General features: G+C 65.2%; 17 protein-coding genes and 1 tRNA gene. 10 read left to right on the top strand and 8 right to left on the bottom strand.

Annotated features, from left to right (window positions below; translation table 11 throughout):
* Nucleotides 1–123: 123 nt before the first annotated feature.
* The 3 genes from NP825_RS13895 to NP825_RS13885 form a co-directional block, all read right to left on the bottom strand.
* Nucleotides 124–546, bottom strand: coding sequence for an addiction module antidote protein (locus NP825_RS13895; protein WP_257544489.1), 423 nt, complete (start codon nt 544–546; stop codon nt 124–126).
* 281 nt (nt 547–827) lie between these two features.
* Nucleotides 828–1,310 (bottom strand): bacterioferritin, encoded by a 483-nt coding sequence (gene bfr / locus NP825_RS13890; RefSeq protein ID WP_257544487.1) that lies wholly within the window; start codon nt 1,308–1,310, stop codon nt 828–830.
* A gap of 100 nt (nt 1,311–1,410) precedes the next feature.
* On the bottom strand, nt 1,411–1,584 hold the full coding sequence (locus NP825_RS13885; protein ID WP_095387519.1) for a bacterioferritin-associated ferredoxin: 174 nt from the start codon (nt 1,582–1,584) through the stop codon (nt 1,411–1,413).
* A 181-nt stretch (nt 1,585–1,765) separates the two neighbouring features.
* Between NP825_RS13885 and purS the strand changes: the two genes are divergently transcribed.
* Both purS and purQ read left to right on the top strand, forming a co-directional pair.
* Nucleotides 1,766–1,996, top strand: coding sequence for a phosphoribosylformylglycinamidine synthase subunit PurS (gene purS, locus NP825_RS13880; RefSeq protein WP_058812514.1), 231 nt, complete (start codon nt 1,766–1,768; stop codon nt 1,994–1,996).
* Nucleotides 1,997–2,018: 22 nt separating this feature from the next.
* Nucleotides 2,019–2,684: a phosphoribosylformylglycinamidine synthase subunit PurQ gene (gene purQ, locus NP825_RS13875; protein WP_257544476.1), complete on the top strand. Its 666-nt coding sequence runs from the start codon at nt 2,019–2,021 to the stop codon at nt 2,682–2,684.
* Here purQ and NP825_RS13870 read toward each other — a convergent pair.
* Together NP825_RS13870 and NP825_RS13865 are read right to left on the bottom strand one after the other, a co-directional pair.
* Nucleotides 2,646–3,041, bottom strand: a complete 396-nt coding sequence (locus NP825_RS13870) for a hypothetical protein (RefSeq protein WP_257544474.1) — start codon at nt 3,039–3,041, stop codon at nt 2,646–2,648. The genes purQ and NP825_RS13870 overlap by 39 nt on opposite strands.
* A gap of 7 nt (nt 3,042–3,048) precedes the next feature.
* Nucleotides 3,049–3,798, bottom strand: a complete 750-nt coding sequence (locus NP825_RS13865; RefSeq protein WP_257544472.1) for a queuosine precursor transporter — start codon at nt 3,796–3,798, stop codon at nt 3,049–3,051.
* 71 nt (nt 3,799–3,869) lie between these two features.
* Between NP825_RS13865 and NP825_RS13860 the strand changes: the two genes are divergently transcribed.
* Nucleotides 3,870–3,946, top strand: a tRNA-Arg gene (locus NP825_RS13860).
* 337 nt (nt 3,947–4,283) lie between these two features.
* Here the strand turns inward: NP825_RS13860 and NP825_RS13855 are convergent.
* Complete coding sequence (locus NP825_RS13855; RefSeq protein ID WP_257544470.1) at nt 4,284–4,451, bottom strand: hypothetical protein; 168 nt, start codon at nt 4,449–4,451, stop codon at nt 4,284–4,286.
* A 188-nt stretch (nt 4,452–4,639) separates the two neighbouring features.
* Between NP825_RS13855 and ahpC the strand changes: the two genes are divergently transcribed.
* Together ahpC and ahpF are read left to right on the top strand one after the other, a co-directional pair.
* On the top strand, nt 4,640–5,203 hold the full coding sequence (gene ahpC, locus NP825_RS13850) for an alkyl hydroperoxide reductase subunit C (RefSeq protein WP_257544468.1): 564 nt from the start codon (nt 4,640–4,642) through the stop codon (nt 5,201–5,203).
* Nucleotides 5,204–5,349: 146 nt separating this feature from the next.
* A complete protein-coding gene (ahpF, locus tag NP825_RS13845) occupies nt 5,350–6,933 on the top strand; it encodes an alkyl hydroperoxide reductase subunit F (protein WP_257544466.1) in 1,584 nt (527 codons plus the stop codon).
* Here ahpF and NP825_RS13840 read toward each other — a convergent pair whose 3' ends face one another.
* On the bottom strand, nt 6,934–7,851 hold the full coding sequence (locus NP825_RS13840) for an AraC family transcriptional regulator (protein WP_257544464.1): 918 nt from the start codon (nt 7,849–7,851) through the stop codon (nt 6,934–6,936).
* A gap of 93 nt (nt 7,852–7,944) precedes the next feature.
* Between NP825_RS13840 and NP825_RS13835 the strand changes: the two genes are divergently transcribed.
* Nucleotides 7,945–8,688, top strand: a complete 744-nt coding sequence (locus NP825_RS13835) for an SDR family oxidoreductase (RefSeq protein ID WP_257544462.1) — start codon at nt 7,945–7,947, stop codon at nt 8,686–8,688.
* Nucleotides 8,689–8,693: 5 nt separating this feature from the next.
* Here NP825_RS13835 and glpD read toward each other — a convergent pair whose 3' ends face one another.
* Nucleotides 8,694–10,205, bottom strand: a complete 1,512-nt coding sequence (glpD, locus tag NP825_RS13830; protein WP_257544460.1) for a glycerol-3-phosphate dehydrogenase — start codon at nt 10,203–10,205, stop codon at nt 8,694–8,696.
* 182 nt (nt 10,206–10,387) lie between these two features.
* On the opposite strand from glpD, the gene zwf reads away from it, so the two are divergent.
* The 4 genes from zwf (at nt 10,388) to NP825_RS13810 (ending at nt 16,313) form a co-directional block, all read left to right on the top strand.
* On the top strand, nt 10,388–11,791 hold the full coding sequence (gene zwf / locus NP825_RS13825) for a glucose-6-phosphate dehydrogenase (protein WP_257551468.1): 1,404 nt from the start codon (nt 10,388–10,390) through the stop codon (nt 11,789–11,791).
* Between the two features lie 206 nt (nt 11,792–11,997).
* A complete protein-coding gene (edd, locus tag NP825_RS13820) occupies nt 11,998–13,839 on the top strand; it encodes a phosphogluconate dehydratase (RefSeq protein WP_257544457.1) in 1,842 nt (613 codons plus the stop codon).
* Between the two features lie 101 nt (nt 13,840–13,940).
* Nucleotides 13,941–14,561 carry a bifunctional 4-hydroxy-2-oxoglutarate aldolase/2-dehydro-3-deoxy-phosphogluconate aldolase gene (eda, locus tag NP825_RS13815; protein WP_257544455.1) on the top strand — a complete coding sequence of 207 codons (621 nt, stop codon included), beginning with the start codon at nt 13,941–13,943 and terminating at the stop codon, nt 14,559–14,561.
* A gap of 189 nt (nt 14,562–14,750) precedes the next feature.
* A complete protein-coding gene (locus NP825_RS13810) occupies nt 14,751–16,313 on the top strand; it encodes an HAD-IB family hydrolase (RefSeq protein ID WP_257544453.1) in 1,563 nt (520 codons plus the stop codon).
* Nucleotides 16,314–16,368: the final 55 nt, after the last annotated feature.

Genomic DNA, 16,368 nt, shown 5'->3' with positions numbered 1-16,368 from the left:
AAGGGAGGGGGCGGGGGTGGGTGGCCGCAGAAGGCGGCGCTCTTCCTTCCGGCTCGCTACGCTCGTACCCACCCCTAACCCCTCCCTTTCAGGGAGGGGGATATCCGCTGTCTCCTCCAGACTTTAAACCCGCCCGGGCGCTCTGGCCCGGACGAAATTCTCGAGCGTGGTGAACAGCATCGCGCGCGCGTCGCTGCCCAGCATTTCGGCGGTGAGCGTGTCGAACCGCGCTTGGTCGCCGCAGCTCGCGGCGCCGACCATCGCGGCGAGCAACGCTTCGTCGAAACTGACGCGCGGGCAGCAGGGCGGGGCGACCGCGAAGGGATCGGGCCAGATATGGCCGATCGCCTCGACCACCAGGCGATAGCGCCGCGCGGCCAGAATATTGCCCCAGCGCCGTTCGAGTTCGGGCATCGGGTCGCGTTCGCTCCGGCGGCAGAGAATACAGTAGCGCAGCGCAAGCACCGCTTGGGCGGCGTCGACCGGCAGATCGCGGATGAGCGGCTGTTCGGTGAATTTCCGGATCAGGTCGCTGCTGCGCTGCATGGGGTCTCCCTTGATGGTCTGTTCCCCTGTCCGCTTCGGGCGGAAAAAGATGCCGGCCGCTTTGGTGCAGCTGGAAGATGCAGCGGCCGGCAGGAGGGGACTGCCCGACCTTGCTATTGAGAATTATTCGCAAATACAAGCAAAAAAAGAGGCATCCGAAGATGCCTCTGAAAACTGCGGCTTTTCGACCTGTTCGTCATCCCGGCGAAGGCCGGGATCTCGCCGGTGCGTCGCTGCGTGAGGTCGAGATCCCGGCCTTCGCCGGGATGACAGGATTCGGCTCAATCCTCGCCGACCGGCTTCGACTGGAGCTGGATGTAATTCTCGATTCCCATCCGCTCGATCAGCTCGAACTGCTTTTCGAGCTCGTCGACATGATGCTCCTCGCTTTCGAGGATGTCGGAGAAGAGGTCGCGGCTGACATAGTCGCGGACGCTTTCGCTATGCGCGATCGCGTCGCGGAGCAGCGGGATCGCTTCCTCCTCGACCGCAAGGTCGGCCTTCAGGATTTCCTCGACCGTCTCGCCGACGCGCAGGCGCCCGAGCAGCTGGAAATTGGGGAGGCCGCCGAGGAAGAGGATGCGGTCGGCGAGCTTGTCGGCGTGCTTCATCTCGTCGATCGACTCTTCGCGCTCGAAATGCGCGAGGCGCGAGACGCCCCAATTGTCGAGCATGCGATAGTGCAGCCAGTACTGGTTGATCGCGGTCAGCTCGTTCTTGAGCGCTTCGTTGAGGAAGTCGATGACCTTTTCGTCGCCCTTCATGGTGTCAGTCCTGTCATTTTCTTGGGTGTGGGAGTGGCGGCATTATACCGCCCCATGCCCCTTCAGGCCAAGGGTGAAAATGGCAGAAATCTGCGAAAAATCAGGCGGTCGCGGCGACGTCGCTGATGATATTGCGAGCGAATGACAGGCACTGGCCGCACTTGGGTTTGCGACCCAGTTGCGCATAGGCGGCCTTGGCGCACCGCAACTGGCCGTTCTTCGCGACGTCGCGCAAATCCCGTTCCCTTATTGCGTTGCAGACACAGACGACCATGTGCGAATCCTTCTCAACAACTCTGATCTAGGGATAGTGCGAGCGATTCGCAACAGGAAAGATGCGATTGGTTCGCAGTCCGAAGAGGCGCATTTTTCGCCGCCGCGGCCCTTGCCCGCAACGTGATTCGCGGGCATAGGCGCGCCCATCTTCCCAAGCCCGCGCGCAAAGGTCCGCTCCGATGAAAGTGAATGTCTATGTGACGTTGAAGCCCGGGGTGCTCGACCCGCAGGGCAAGGCGATCCACCACGCGCTCGAAGGGCTGGGTTTCGGCGGCGTCGCGGACGTCCGCGCCGGGCGCTTCATCGAACTCGACGTCGCCGACGGCACGAGCGATGCCGATCTCGACGCAATGTGCGCGAAGCTGCTCGCCAACACGGTGATCGAAAACTACCGCATCGAACGCGCCTGAGCGCAGGACAGGAGCCCGCCCCATGAAGACCGCCGTCATCGTCTTTCCCGGCTCCAACTGCGACCGCGACATGGCCGTCGCGCTCGAAACCGTGACCGGCCGCGCGCCCGCGATGGTCTGGCATCGCGAGACCGGGCTGCCCGAGGGGACCGATTTCATCGCGCTGCCCGGTGGCTTCTCCTATGGCGATTATCTCCGCTCGGGGGCGATGGCGGCGCGCTCGCCGATCCTGCGCGCGGTCGCCGAGGCCGCGGGGCGCGGCGTGCCCGTGCTCGGCGTGTGCAACGGCTTTCAGGTGCTGACCGAAGCGCAGCTGCTTCCCGGTGCGCTGATGCGCAACGCGGGGCTCAACTTCGTCTGCCGCACCGTGCCGCTCAAGGTCGAGAACAGCCAGTCGCTGTTCACCGCATCCTATGCCGCGGGCGAGGAAATCCACATTCCCGTCGCCCACCACGACGGCAATTATTTCGCCGACGCCGCGACGCTCGACCGCATCGAGGGCGAGGGACGCGTCGCCTTCCGCTACACCGACGGCGTCAACGGCTCGGCGCGCGCCATCGCGGGCGTGCTCAATGATGCGGGCAATGTGCTGGGCATGATGCCGCACCCCGAGCGCGCGATCGACCGCGCGCACGGCGGCACCGACGGGCTACGCCTGTTCGAGGCGGCGCTCGGCGTTCTCGCCTGATATTGCGTCGGCGGGCTCTGCCCGAGCCCCTGCCACGGGCTGCAGCCAGCGCCCGACGACCAGCAGCACCGTCGGCCAGAACATCGTGTTCCAGATGTCGTGCCAGTGCGCCGCGTCGGGCTGGATCGCCGAATGGCTGTATTCCGCGGTCAGGTCGAGCCATTCGCCGCCGCCCGCCATGACCAGCACCGCCAGCCACGCCGCGAACCACCCGCCCCGCGCGCGCCAGGCGAGGCGGATCAGCACGAACAGCGCCATTCCGAAATAGATGTGCAGCGCATCCTTATCGAGGCCGGTCGCTTCGATTACCGACAGTTTGCGGGCCTCGAACAAGGAGGCCAGTTCGATCAGGGTCATGGAAACATCAAACCTTGGCGCCGAACGGATTGAAATCGGTGCCTTCATCGAACACGTCGACACCCTCGCGTCGTTTCAACGCCCCGACCACCAGATAGGTTGCGGGGGTCAGCGCGGCTTCCCATGCGGTCTTGATGAACCACTGCGACAGCACGACCTCGTAAAGCTGTTCGGGCGGCCAGCCCGCAAGCCCGTAAAAGGCGAGCGGGTAGAAGATCAGGCTGTCGAGCCCCTGGCCGACCACGGTCGAACCGATCGTCCGCATCCAGAGGTGACGTCCGCCGCTCCACATCTTCATCCGCGCGAGGACGTAGCTGTTGGCGAATTCGCCGACCCAGAAGGCAGTCATCGACGCGATGACGATCCGCCAGCTATTGCCGAAGACGAATTCATAGGATGCCTGCCCCGGCCATCCCTCGGCGGGCGGCAGTGACACGACGACCCACGCCATGAACGCCATGAAAGCGAGCGCCGCGAAGCCGGTCCAGATCACCCGCCGCGCGCGGGCATAGCCATAGACCTCGGTCAGCACGTCGCCGATGATGTAGCTGATAGGAAAGAAGAGCACGCCGGCGCCGAACGCCCATTGGGTGCCGTTCGGCAGCGTGATGTAGCTCGGCTTAGACGCGCCGATGATGTTGCTGAGCAGCAGGATCGCGACGAAGGCCGCCATCATGAGGTCGTAATAGCGGAAATGCCGGACGGCCGACGCACTGACGGGCGCGGGCTTCGCGGACGGGGATTGGGTTTCGGTCATCGCGCTCGCTGCTTAACGCGCTTTGCGCCCGGCGCAAACCACGCTATTCGCGCCGGGCACAGCCGTGCCGCGCGCCCGTAGCTCAGCTGGATAGAGCACCCGCCTTCTAAGCGGGTGGTCGCAGGTTCGAATCCTGCCGGGCGCGCCATTTTCCATCGCTCTCTACAGTGCGATATTCCAGCCAGCGGTACGCATCCTTCGCCCGCATCTGCGCAAGGCAGCGTTGGGGTGGGGAGCGGACATTACCCCATCTTCGTCATTCCCGCGAAAGCGGGAACCCAGAGCGTGTGTCGGCTGACCCCACTCTGGGTTCCCGCTTTCGCGGGAATGACGAATAGAGGGCACGTCCGCTCCCCACCCCATTTGAGACATCCAAAGGGGCGGCGATGGGACGCTAGGCGCAACCTAGAGAGTGATGGCGAAACGGTATTGCTCATCTCCGCTGGTCCCGCGCGCCATTGCTTCCGCCATCGCCGCCGCCGGCGCTATTCGGGCGCCTGCTCGGCGCGCTTCAGCTTGCGTGCCTTCTGCTCGTGCCGGACCGCCGCCTCGCGCAGGCGGCGTGCGAGAAAGGGGTCGTCCGACGCATTCGCTTTCAGCCGCGCGACACGCGCGAGCTGTTCATAATAGATGGAATCGCGAATCTGGTCCATTCGGGGGCAATTATCACGACCCCGTCACAAAAGACCTAACGCAATTCGGCGCTTTTTCCCGAATCGGGTCAGATCGCGGGGGATGAAGCATGATCGAAATTTTCGATCAAAGGGGCCGGTATTTTCACTTTCCGCATTGCAACAAACATGGCTAGGGGAGGGCTCCACCAACCAAGGAGCTCTCCCGAATGTCCGTTCTGAACACGACCCTCAAGCCTTTCAACGCCACCGCCTACAAGGATGGCAAGTTCGTCGACATCAGCGATGCCGACGTCAAGGGCAAGTGGGCGGTCTTCTTCTTCTATCCCGCCGACTTCACCTTCGTCTGCCCGACCGAGCTCGAAGATCTCGCCGACATCTATCCGCAGCTGCAGAAGATGGGCGTCGAAGTCTATGCCGTGTCGACCGACACGCATTTCTGCCACAAGGCCTGGCACGACACCTCGCCGGCGATCGGCAAGATCAACTATTACATGGTCGGCGACCAGAACCACAGCATCTCGAACAATTTCGAGGTTCTTCGCCAGGGCGTCGGCCTTGCCGACCGCGGCACCTTCGTCCTCGACCCCGAGGGCGAAATCCAGCTCCTCGAAATCACCCCCGAGGGCGTGGGCCGCAATGCCGCCGAACTGCTGCGCAAGATCAAGGCGCTGCAGTACTGGGTCAGCCACCCCGGTGAAGTCTGCCCCGCGAAGTGGGAAGAGGGCGCCGAAACGCTTGCTCCCTCGCTCGACCTCGTCGGCAAGATCTAACCTAATCGCCGAGTGAAAAACCGTGTGCTCCCGCAAAGGCGGGAGCCCAGAGCGGTCCGCAGCAAAGCTCGGTTCAGGACGCTCTGGGTCCCCGCCTTCGCGGGGACACACGGTCCTTTTATGCCATTCAACAGGAGCTCTCCCCCATGCTCGACGCCAATCTGAAGCAGCAGCTTCAAGGTCTGCTCACGAATCTTCGCGAACCGATCGAACTGCTGCCGTCGCTCGACGACAGTCCGAAGTCGGTCGAGCTGGCGGACCTCCTCGACCAGATCGCGACGCTGTCGGACAAGGTCAGCGTGTCGCAGACCGATGATGATGCACGCCGCCCGAGCTTCCTGATCCGCCGCGCCGGCCATCCCGAGATCGCCGTCCGTTTCGCCGGCATCCCGCTCGGCCATGAATTCACCTCGCTCGTCCTCGCGCTGCTCCAGGTCGGCGGCCACCCGCCAAAGGTCGCGCCCGAGGTGCTGGAGCAGGTCGCGACGCTGGACGGCGACTATCATTTCGAAACCTATTTCTCGCTGTCGTGCCAGAATTGTCCCGACATCGTGCAGGCGCTCAACCTGATGAGCGTCGTCAACCCGCGCATCACCCACACCGCGATCGACGGCGGGCTGTTTCAGGCCGAGGTCGAGGACCGCAAGATCATGGCGGTGCCGACGATCTTCCTGAATGGCGAGAATTTCGGCCAGGGCCGCATGGAACTCGAACAAATCCTCGCGAAGCTCGACAGCGGCGCCGAGGCGAAGGCGGCGGAGAAGATCGCCGCCAAGGATGCGTTCGACGTGCTCGTCGTCGGCGGTGGCCCCGCGGGCGCCGCGGCCGCGATCTATGCGGCGCGCAAGGGCATCCGCACCGGCATCGCCGCCGAACGCTTCGGCGGGCAGGTGCTCGACACGATGGCGATCGAGAATTTCATCTCGGTCCAGCACACGGAGGGGCCGAAGCTCGTCGCGCAGCTCGAACAGCATGTCAAAAATTATGACGTCGACATCATGAACCTTCAACGCGCCGAAAAACTGATCCCGGCAGAGCGCGAGGGCGGCCTGCACGAGGTTCGGCTAGCGAGCGGCGCGTCGCTCAAGGCCCGCACCGTGATCCTGTCGACCGGCGCGCGCTGGCGTCAGCTCGGCGTGCCGGGCGAGGACGAATATCGCAACAAGGGCGTGGCCTACTGCCCGCACTGCGACGGCCCGCTCTACAAGGGCAAGCGCGTCGCGGTGGTCGGCGGCGGCAACAGCGGCGTCGAGGCGGCGATCGACCTGGCCGGCATCGTCGCGCATGTGACGCTGATCGAGTATGACAGCCAGCTTCGCGCCGACGCGGTGCTCCAGCGCAAACTGGCGAGCCTGCCGAACGTCAAGATCATCACCTCGGCGCTCACCACCGAAGTGCTCGGCGACGGCGCGAAGGTGACGGGGCTCGCCTACAAGGACCGGGGCAAGGACGAGCCGCACCAGATCGAGCTCGAGGGCATTTTCGTCCAGATCGGCCTTGTCCCCAACACCGAATGGCTGAAGGACAGCGTGACTCTGTCGCGCCACGGCGAGATCGAGGTCGATCATCGCGGCGAGACGAGCCAGGCGGGCATCTTCGCCGCGGGCGACTGCACGACGGTGCCGTACAAGCAGATCGTCATCGCGATGGGCGAAGGATCGAAGGCGGCGCTGTCGGCGTTCGACTATATGATCCGTCTGCCCGCGGAAGCGGAAGCCGAGGCGGCCTGATCAGGCGCCCGATCCGTTCGGGGCTGTCGCCAGCGCATAGCGTTTCGGCGGCAGCCCGACCTGCCGCGTGAAGGCCGTGCTGAACGCGCTCGCCGACCCATAGCCGATGCGTTCGGCGATTTCGTCGAGCTTGCCCGTGCGGCGGCGCAGCATGTCCTTGGCGAGGCTCATCCGCCACCCCTGCACATATTCCATCGGCGGCACCCCGACGATCCGCGCGAAACGGTCGAAAAAGGCCGAACGCGACAGCGCGGCCTCCTTTGCGAGCATCGCGACCGTCCAGGGTCGCGCGGGCTCGTTATGGATACGCCGGATCGCCCCCGCCAGCCGGGGATCGCCGAGACCGCGGAGCAGCCCGGGCGGTGCCTCGTCGCCCGCCACCGCGCGCAGCGCCTCGACCAGCAGCACCTCCACCAGCCGTGCGAGCACAAGGTCGCGTCCCGGCCGCTCTTCGCCGGCTTCGGCGCGGATCATCCGGACCAGTGCCGCCAGTTGCCCGGCGCCACGTAAATGGATGAGCGCCGGAAGCTGTGACACAAGCAGGCCGGCATCGGGTGAGGCGAACAGGAAGTGGCCGCCCAGCATCCGCACATCGGGCGGCCCGTCCTGCAAGCCGTGGCGCACTTCGCCCGTTACGCCGATGGTCGCATGCGGGTCGAGCGCCACCGGCTCGGCCGGTTCGAAGCCCGACATGGTGAAGCCCGGCGTCGCGGGCAGCAGCAGGAAATCACCCGTTTCGAGCGTCAGCGGCGGCTGACCCTCCACGTCCAGCCGGCACGCACCGTCAAGGATGGTGCAGAAACTCGGATGTCCGAACGCCGCGTAGCGCACCGCCCAGCGGCCGGCGCCGCTGATCCCCTTGGAAAAGACGGTACTCGGGCGGAGCAGGGCGATGAGATCGGAGAGGGGGTCGAGCATATCAGGACTATCTATAATAAAATATGGATTATAGATTATAGATAGTCCTGCATGGTCTGGCTAGACGGTTTTCATCGCAACGCGAAAGGACGCATGATGAAGACCATCCTGATTACCGGCTGCTCGTCGGGCTATGGGCTTGAAACCGCCCGCCATTTCCATTCCCGTGGCTGGAATGTCATCGCGACGATGCGCACGCCGCGCACCGATCTGTTCGAGGCTTCGGATCGGATGCGTGTCCTCGCCCTCGACGTGACCGATCCCGACAGCATTGCGCTGGCGCTCGAACTGGCCGGCCCGATCGACGTGCTCGTCAACAATGCGGGCATCGGCCTGTTCGGCGCCCTTGAGCATTCGCCGATGCAAAAGATTCGCGACGTCTACGCGACCAACACGCTCGGCACGATTGCGATGACGCAGGCGGTGATCCCGCAGATGCGTGCGCGGGGGGCGGCGACGATCGTCAACGTCACCTCGTCGGCAACGCTCGCCTCGTTCCCGCTCGCTGCCGCCTATACGGGCAGCAAGACCGCAATCCAGGGGTTCACCGGCAGTCTTGCGCACGAACTCGCGCCGCTCGGCATTGCGGTGAAGCTGGTCGAACCCGGCTATGGCCCGACGACCGCCTTTTCGCAGAACACCGACATCAGGCTCAAGGATGTGCTGCCCGAGCCCTATGCCAGCTATGCCGCGCCGATCCTCGCCGCCATGGCCGAGCCGGCGCTGTTCACGACCGAAGCGGACGTGGCCGAGGCGGTGTGGGCGGCGGTGCATGACACGACTGGCCGTCCGCATTTTCCCGCCGGGGCCGATGCACAGGCGTTGATGGCGGCTTAGGCCGACTACGAGGGAACGGAGCGCTTCGCCTCCAGCCATGCCGCCAGCCTCGCTGCCTCCGCCTCCGTGAACAGCAGTCCCAGCTTGCTGCGCCGCCACAATATGTCCTCGACATCGCGCGCCCATTCGCGGGTCATCATCCATTCGATCTCGGCGACGCTCAGCCCATGCGCGATCTCGCCGCCGAGCGCGTCCCAGCCGTCGGCATCGCCGAGCCAGCGGCGCGCGTCGGTGCCATAGGCCTTGACGATGCGGTCGACCGTCGCGGCAGGCAGGAAGGGGTAAGCGAGTTTATATTCGGCCTTGAGCGCCGCCGCGCCGTTCGTCGGAAAATCGCCGCCGGGCAGCGGCGCCGTCGCGGTCCAGCGCTTGACCGACACTGCCTCCAGATGGTCCGACAGCTCGTCGACCGCATGTTCGGCGACATGGCGATAGCTGGTGATCTTGCCGCCATAGATGGTCAGCAGCGGCGCGCCTTCCTCCAGATCGACGTCGATCCGGTAGCCGCGCGTTGCCGCCTCGGGACGCCCCGATCCATCCTCGACCAGCGGCCGGACGCCCGAATAGGTCCAGACGACGTCGGCCGGGGTCACCGGCTCGCGAAAATATTCGCTCGCCCCTTCGCAAAGATAGGCGATTTCCTCGGTGCTCGCGCGGACGTCGCCCAGCGGGCCGTCATGATCCTGGTCGGTGGTGCCGATCAGCGTGAAATCGCGCTCATAGGGAATGGCGAAGAAGATGCGCCCGTCGGGAAGCTGGAAGAAATAGGCGTAGGGATGTTCGAACTTCCGGCGCACGACGATATGCGACCCGCGCACGAGCCGCATCTGATAGTCGGGCGGGGCGGACGCGCGGGCGAGCAGGTCGAGCACCGCCGGACCCGCCGCGTTGACGAGGCTGCGTCCGGTGAAGCGATAGCTGCGGCCGCGGTCGTCCGATGCCTCGACGACCCACAGCCCGTCCTCGACGCGCATCAGTTCGGCCCGCGTGTGCGTCCTGATCCGCGCGCCGCGGTCGGCGGCGTCGCGCGCGTTGAGCAGCACGAGCCGCGCGTCGTCGACCCAGCCGTCCGAATATTCGAACGCCTTGCGATATTGCGGTTGCAGCGGCGCCCCAGCTTCGTGGCGCTTGAGGTCGATCGAGCGCGTCGCGGGCAGCTTCTTCCGCCCGCCAATATGATCGTAGAGAAACAGGCCGAGCCGCAGCAGCCAGCGCGGACGGAGGCCCGCGCGATAGGGGAGGACGAAACGCAGCGGCCAGATGATATGCGGCGCGATCCCCCACAATATTTCGCGTTCCTTCAGCGCTTCGCGCACCAAGCCGAATTCATAATGTTCGAGGTAGCGCAATCCGCCGTGAATCAGCTTGGTCGACGCCGACGAGGTGCCGCGTGCCAGGTCGCCCTGCTCGATCAGCAGCACCCGCGCGCCGCGCCCCGCGGCATCGCGCGCGATACCGGCGCCATTGACACCGCCGCCGACGACGATGACATCATAGGGCTGTGTGCTGTCGGACATCGCCGCTCCCTATGGCAAATGCGGGGATTTTGCCAAGAGCGGACATCGTATGCGGCCTACGTATGCGCGTTGCATTCATCGCCAGCCTTCTCCAATCCACCGGAGCTACGAAGGGAACCCAAGTGAGCGTGAAAGTCGAAACCCTGATCCTGTTCGGCGCGACGGGCGACCTCGCGCAGCGCATGCTCTTTCCCTCGCTCTACAATCTTCATGTCGACGGGTTGCTCGCCGACGGGCTGACAATCGTCGCCTCGGGGCGCTCGAAGATGGATCGCCACGCCTGCCACGCGATGGTGCGCGAGGCGCTGACCGATCATCTGTCCGGCGACCGGCTCAACGACGCCGAGATCGCGGGCTTCCTCGAACGCATCGATTATTGCCCGGTCGATGCCGGTGCGGGCACCGGCTACGACGATCTCGCCGCGCTGCTCGGCGACCGGCTCGGCCGGCCGATCGGCGCCTATCTCTCGACTCCGCCGTCGATGTTCGGGCCGATCGCGCAGGGGCTCAAAAGCGCGGGGATCGCCTGCGCCGAATGCCGCATCGCGATGGAAAAGCCGATCGGTCACGACCTCGCCTCGTCGCGCGCGGTCAACGAACAGGTCGGCGATGCCTTCGCCGAGGATCATATCTTCCGCATCGACCATTATCTCGGCAAGGAAACGGTCCAGAACCTTCTCGCGCTGCGCTTCGCCAACATGCTGTTCGAGCCCTTGTGGAACGCGCAGGCGATCGACCATGTCCAGATCACCGTCGCCGAGACGGTGGGGCTCGAAGGCCGCGTCTCCTATTATGACGGCGTCGGCGCGCTCAAGGACATGGTGCAGAACCATATGCTCCAATTGCTCGCGATCATCGCGATGGAGCCGCCCGCGAGCGTGTCTTCGACCGCGGTGCGCGACGAGAAGGTCAAGCTGCTCCGCAGCCTCCGCAAGATGAGCGCGGCTGATGTGAAAGCGCACAGCGTCAAGGGTCAGTATACGAGCGGTGCGGTGAACGGCACTGCGGTCGCCGGCTATGCCGACGAGCTTGGCCATCCGTCGAACACCGAAACCTTCGTCGCGCTGAAGGCGTTTATCGACAATTGGCGCTGGAAGGGCGTGCCCTTCTATCTGCGCACCGGCAAGCGGATGCCTCAGCGCAAGTCGGAAGTGTTGATCCAGTTCAAGCCGGTGCCGCACAATATCTTCGCGCGCGGCGGCGCGGGAAAGCTCGACGCTAACATGATGATCATCAATCTGCAGCCTGAGGAGAATATCCGGGTCAAGGTGATGGCGAAGCAGCCGGGGCTCGATCGCGACGGCGTCAAGCTGAAGGAAGTGACGCTCGACGTCTCGCTCTCGCACAGCTTCGAAGGCGAGCGGCGGCGGATCGCCTATGAACGACTGCTGCTCGACTTCATCGAGGGCGAACAGACGCTGTTCGTGCGCCGCGACGAGGTCGAGGCACAATGGCAATGGATCGACTCGATCCTCGGCGCCTGGGCCGAGGTCGACATGGCGCCGCAGAATTACACCGCCGGAAGCTGGGGCCCGTCGAGCGCGATCGCGCTGATCGAACGCGATGGAGCGAGCTGGCATGATTGAGATTGTTTCCTCCCTTCTCCCCTTGCGGGAGAAGGATACGAAGCCTTGGCGCGTGGCGCCTAGGCGCAGTTGGATGAGGGGTATGCGAGCTTCCGGCTCGCGCGGTCGCGGTGCGACCGCAACCCCTCACCCAGCTCCGACTAGCGAGCAAGCTCGCAAGTCTGCGCATCCCTCTCCCGCAAGGGGAGAGGGTTTGGGAATATATGATGACTGACCTCCACCCCGCCATCGCCGCGGTCACCGACCGCATCATCGCCCGCAGCGCCCCGCGCCGCGCCGCCTATCTCGACCTGATGCAGTGTCAGCGCGACGCGGGCACCAACCGCGGCACCCTTTCGTGCGGCAACCTCGCGCACGGTTTCGCGGCGTCGGGAGAGGACAAGCCCGCGATCCGCTCGGGCGCCGAAATGAACATCGGCATCGTCACCGCCTACAACGACATGCTCTCGGCGCATCAACCCTATGGCCGCTATCCCGAGCAGATCAAACTCTTCGCGCGCGAGGCCGGCGCGACCGCGCAGGTCGCGGGCGGCGTCCCGGCGATGTGCGACGGGGTGACGCAGGGGCAGGCGGGGATGGACCTGTCGCTGTTCAGCCGCGACACCATCGCGCAGGGCACCGCGATCGCCCTGAGTCACGCGATGTTCGAGGGTGCGTTGCTGCTCGGCATTTGCGACAAGATCGTCCCCGGCCTCCTCATCGGCGCGCTGCGCTTCGGTCATCTCCCCGCGATCCTCGTCCCCGCGGGGCCGATGCCTTCGGGGCTCGCCAACAAGGAAAAGCAGCGCGTCCGCCAGCTCTATGCCGAGGGCAAGGTCGGCCGCGACGAGCTGCTGGAGGCCGAGGCGGCGAGCTATCACGGCGCGGGCACCTGCACCTTCTACGGCACCGCGAACAGCAATCAGATGATGATGGAGCTGATGGGGCTGCACATCCCCGCCGCCGCCTTCGTCAACCCCGGCACGAAATTGCGGCAGGAGCTGACCCGCGCCGCGACGCACCGGCTGACCCGGATCGGCTGGGACGGCGACGACTATCGCCCGCTCGCGCGCTGCATCAATGAGAAAGCGATTGTCAACGCGATGATCGGCCTGCTCGCGACCGGCGGCTCGACCAATCATGCGATCCACCTGCCCGCGATCGCGCGCGCCGCTGGGATCGTCATCGACTGGCAGGATTTCGACGAGCTCAGCCACGCGGTGCCGCTGCTCGCGCGCGTCTATCCGAACGGCGCGGGCGACGTGAACCATTTCCACGCCGCGGGCGGAATCGGCTTCGTCGTCCGGGAATTGCTCGGCGCCGGCCTGCTCCACGGCGACATCCTGACCGTCGGCGGCACGATGGCCGACTATGCGTCGGAGCCCGTGCTGACGGATAGCGAACTTCACTGGCAGGCCGCACCGGTCGAGAGCCGCGACGAGACGATGCTGCGCCCGGTGGCCGCGCCCTTCTCGCCCGATGGGGGGATGCGCCTGCTCGCGGGCAATCTCGGCCGTGCGATCATCAAGACGAGCGCGGTCGCCGAGGATCGCTGGACGATCGAAGCGCCGTGCCGGATCTTCGACGACCAGAATCAGGTGCTCACGGCGTTCAAGGCGGGCGAGCTCGACCGCGACACCGTCGTCGTCGTCCGCTTCCAGGGCCCGCGCGCCAACGGCATGCCCGAACTCCACAAGCTCACCCCCGCGCTCGGCGTGTTGCAGGACAAGGGGTTTCGCGTCGCGCTGCTCACCGACGGCCGCATGTCGGGCGCGAGCGGCAAGGTGCCCGCGGTGATCCATTTGTCGCCCGAGGCCTTGCCCGGTACTGACGGCATCAGCGGCCCGCTCGCTTATCTTCGCGACGGCGACATGGTGCGTGTCTGTGCGGTGAAGGGCGAAGTGACGGCGCTGGTCGACGAAGCCGAATGGGCGTCGCGCACGCCCGCCGCGCCGCCGCCGCCCGCGCTTGGCGTCGGCCGCGAACTGTTCGCGCTGTTTCGCATTCACGCCGACGAGGCGGAGAAGGGCGGGTCCGCGATGCTGGCGGCGATGGAGACTGTCGTTTGACTTTCCGTCATCCCGGCGAAGGCCGGGATCTCGACGGTGAGACCTGACGCAACGATGAGATCCCGGCCTTCGCCGGGATGACGATGAAAGATAAGTTTGCAATGACCGATAAGTCCATCGACCAGATCATGCGGCTCGCCCCCGTCATCCCGGTGATCGTCATCGACCGTGTCGAGGATGCGGTGCCGATGGCCGAGGCGCTCATCGCGGGTGGCTTGCCGGTGCTCGAGGTCACGCTGCGCACCCCTGCTGCGCTGGATGCGTTGACCGCGATGAAGGCGGTAAAGGGCGCGGTCGTCGGCGCGGGTACCGTGCTCGATCCCGCGATGCTCAATAGCGCGATCCACGCCGGCGCCGAATTCATCGTCTCACCCGGCCTCACCGACACTCTCGGCAAGGCGGCGGTGGCGAGCGGCATTCCCTTTCTTCCCGGCACCGCCAACGCCGGCGACATCATGCGCGGCATGGACCTCGGCCTCTCGCGCTTCAAATTCTTCCCCGCGGCGACGAGCGGCGGCATCCCGGCGCTGAAGGCTCTTGCCGGTCCTTTCGGGAACGCGCGTTTCTGTCCGACCGGGGGCATCAGCGCCGCGACCGCGCCCGACTGGCTCGCGCTCGATCCGGTGCTGTGCGTCGGCGGGAGTTGGGTGGTGCCTGCGGGGCCGCTCGATCCGGCGAAGATCGAAACGCTGGCGCGTGAGGCGGCAGCGCTCAAACCTTGATGAAAAAAGACCGCGTGTTTCCGCGAAGGCGGGGACCCATCTCCGGGCGGTTCAAACTGGCACCGGCCGGAGATGGGCTCCCGCCTTCGCGGGAGCGCGGCGCTTTTTGGTGATCCGTGCGCCATTGATTAACCCCATCTTTGCTGCCATCGTGCAGGGAAAGGCGGCAATATAGCCGCTTGTGGGGAGATGCGCGTGCCGAGGCCACAGCCGCATTTGGAAGAAGTCCTGGCGTCCGAACCCGGATCGCATATCGCCGCGCTCTTCGATTTCGACGGAACGATCATCTCGGGCTACTCCGCGACCGCGATGCTGCGCGAAAAATTCCAGCGCCGCGAGATGTCGGTCGAGGAGATCGCCGAGACCGCGCAGGTGATCGCACAGCACAGCCTCGGCAACATCGGCTTCTCCGGCCTGATGTCGGCGGCCGCCAAATTCATGAAGGGCGTCGACGAGGAGAGCTTCACCCAATTCGGCGAAGAGCTGTACAAAAAACATATCGCGCGCAAAATCTATCCCGAAACGCGCGCGATCATCGAGGCGCATCAGGCGAAGGGGCACCGCGTCGCGATCATCTCGTCGGCGACGATCTATCAGATCGAACCGACCGCGCGCGACCTCGGCATCGCCGACATCAAATGTTCGGCCTATGAGATCGAGGACGGCGTCTTCACCGGCGAGATCGTCCGCCCCTTGTGCTTCGGCGAGGGCAAGGTGCTCGCGGCCGAGGAACTCGCCGCCGAATATGGCCTCGATCTCGATCAGAGCTTCTTCTATTCGGACAGCGACGACGATATCGAACTGCTCGAACGCGTCGGCAAGCCGCGCCCGCTCAATCCGAACATGAAGCTCAAAGGCATCGCCGACGAGCGGAACTGGCCGGTGCAGCGCTTCGCGAGCCGCGGCACGCCGTCGTGGGTCGACTATACGCGCACCATCTATGCGACCGGCTCGCTGATCGGTGCCTTTGCCGCCGGCCTCCCGATCTGGGCGCTGACGCGCTCGCAGCGCGAGGCGGTCAATTTCTCGATGGGCCTGTTCGGCGATTTCGCGACCGCGATCACCGGCGTCGAGCTGGAGGTCGAGGACGAGCGCTATCTCTGGTCGTCGCGCCCGTGCGTCTTCATCTTCAACCATCAGAGCAAGGCGGACGTGATGATCCTCGCCAAGCTCATCCGCCGCGATATGGGCGGGGTGGGGAAGAAGGAGATCAAGGACATCCCCATCTTGGGGAAGCTGATGGAATGGGGCGGCACCGTCTTCGTCGACCGCGCCGACGGCAAGAGCGCGATCAAGGCGATGGAGCCGCTGGTCGATGCGATCCGCAAGGAAGGCAAGTCGATCTGCATCGCGCCCGAGGGAACGCGCAGCCTGACGCCCAAGCTCGAACCCTTCAAGAAGGGCGCCTTTCATCTGGCGATGCAGGCGGGGGTGCCGCTGGTCCCGATCGTCATCCACAACGCGACCGACGTCGCGCCGAAGAACGAGTTCGTGATGCGCCCCGCGACGGTGCGCGTCACCGTGCTGCCGCCGGTCGATACCTCCGGGTGGAGCGTTAGGACGCTCAACGCGCATGTCCGCGAGGTGCGCAACATGTTCCTGCGCACGCTGGGGCAGGCGGAGGAAGAGAGCGAGGTTGCGGCGTCGCCTGCGGCAGCGAAACCGAAGCCGGCGAAGAAGGCCGCGGAAAAGAAGGTCGAGCCAAAGGCGGCGAAGAAGAAGGCTTCTCCCCGAAAGGAAAGGAAAGCCTAGCGCATGTACCACATCGTCATTGCGAGCGAAGCGAAGCAATCCAGAGCGGTCCGCT

It is taken from the genome of Sphingopyxis sp. DBS4 (genome assembly GCF_024628865.1).
Lineage (GTDB): Bacteria > Pseudomonadota > Alphaproteobacteria > Sphingomonadales > Sphingomonadaceae > Sphingopyxis.
The sequence above is the reverse complement of the archived record's forward strand: the minus strand, read 5'-3'. Positions and strand labels throughout refer to the sequence as shown.

Coding starts and splice junctions, on each gene's coding strand:
- edd (WP_257544457.1), top strand. CDS start 11,998: ATGACTGACCTCCACCCCGCCATCGCCGCGGTCACCGACCGCATCATC.
- NP825_RS13870 (WP_257544474.1), bottom strand. CDS start 3,041: ATGACCCTGATCGAACTGGCCTCCTTGTTCGAGGCCCGCAAACTGTCG.
- NP825_RS13840 (WP_257544464.1), bottom strand. CDS start 7,851: ATGCTCGACCCCCTCTCCGATCTCATCGCCCTGCTCCGCCCGAGTACC.
- NP825_RS13855 (WP_257544470.1), bottom strand. CDS start 4,451: ATGGACCAGATTCGCGATTCCATCTATTATGAACAGCTCGCGCGTGTC.
- NP825_RS13865 (WP_257544472.1), bottom strand. CDS start 3,798: ATGACCGAAACCCAATCCCCGTCCGCGAAGCCCGCGCCCGTCAGTGCG.
- eda (WP_257544455.1), top strand. CDS start 13,941: ATGACCGATAAGTCCATCGACCAGATCATGCGGCTCGCCCCCGTCATC.
- NP825_RS13835 (WP_257544462.1), top strand. CDS start 7,945: ATGATGAAGACCATCCTGATTACCGGCTGCTCGTCGGGCTATGGGCTT.
- bfr (WP_257544487.1), bottom strand. CDS start 1,310: ATGAAGGGCGACGAAAAGGTCATCGACTTCCTCAACGAAGCGCTCAAG.
- zwf (WP_257551468.1), top strand. CDS start 10,388: ATGCTCTTTCCCTCGCTCTACAATCTTCATGTCGACGGGTTGCTCGCC.
- purS (WP_058812514.1), top strand. CDS start 1,766: ATGAAAGTGAATGTCTATGTGACGTTGAAGCCCGGGGTGCTCGACCCG.
- ahpC (WP_257544468.1), top strand. CDS start 4,640: ATGTCCGTTCTGAACACGACCCTCAAGCCTTTCAACGCCACCGCCTAC.
- purQ (WP_257544476.1), top strand. CDS start 2,019: ATGAAGACCGCCGTCATCGTCTTTCCCGGCTCCAACTGCGACCGCGAC.
- NP825_RS13810 (WP_257544453.1), top strand. CDS start 14,751: ATGCGCGTGCCGAGGCCACAGCCGCATTTGGAAGAAGTCCTGGCGTCC.
- NP825_RS13885 (WP_095387519.1), bottom strand. CDS start 1,584: ATGGTCGTCTGTGTCTGCAACGCAATAAGGGAACGGGATTTGCGCGAC.
- ahpF (WP_257544466.1), top strand. CDS start 5,350: ATGCTCGACGCCAATCTGAAGCAGCAGCTTCAAGGTCTGCTCACGAAT.
- glpD (WP_257544460.1), bottom strand. CDS start 10,205: ATGTCCGACAGCACACAGCCCTATGATGTCATCGTCGTCGGCGGCGGT.
- NP825_RS13895 (WP_257544489.1), bottom strand. CDS start 546: ATGCAGCGCAGCAGCGACCTGATCCGGAAATTCACCGAACAGCCGCTC.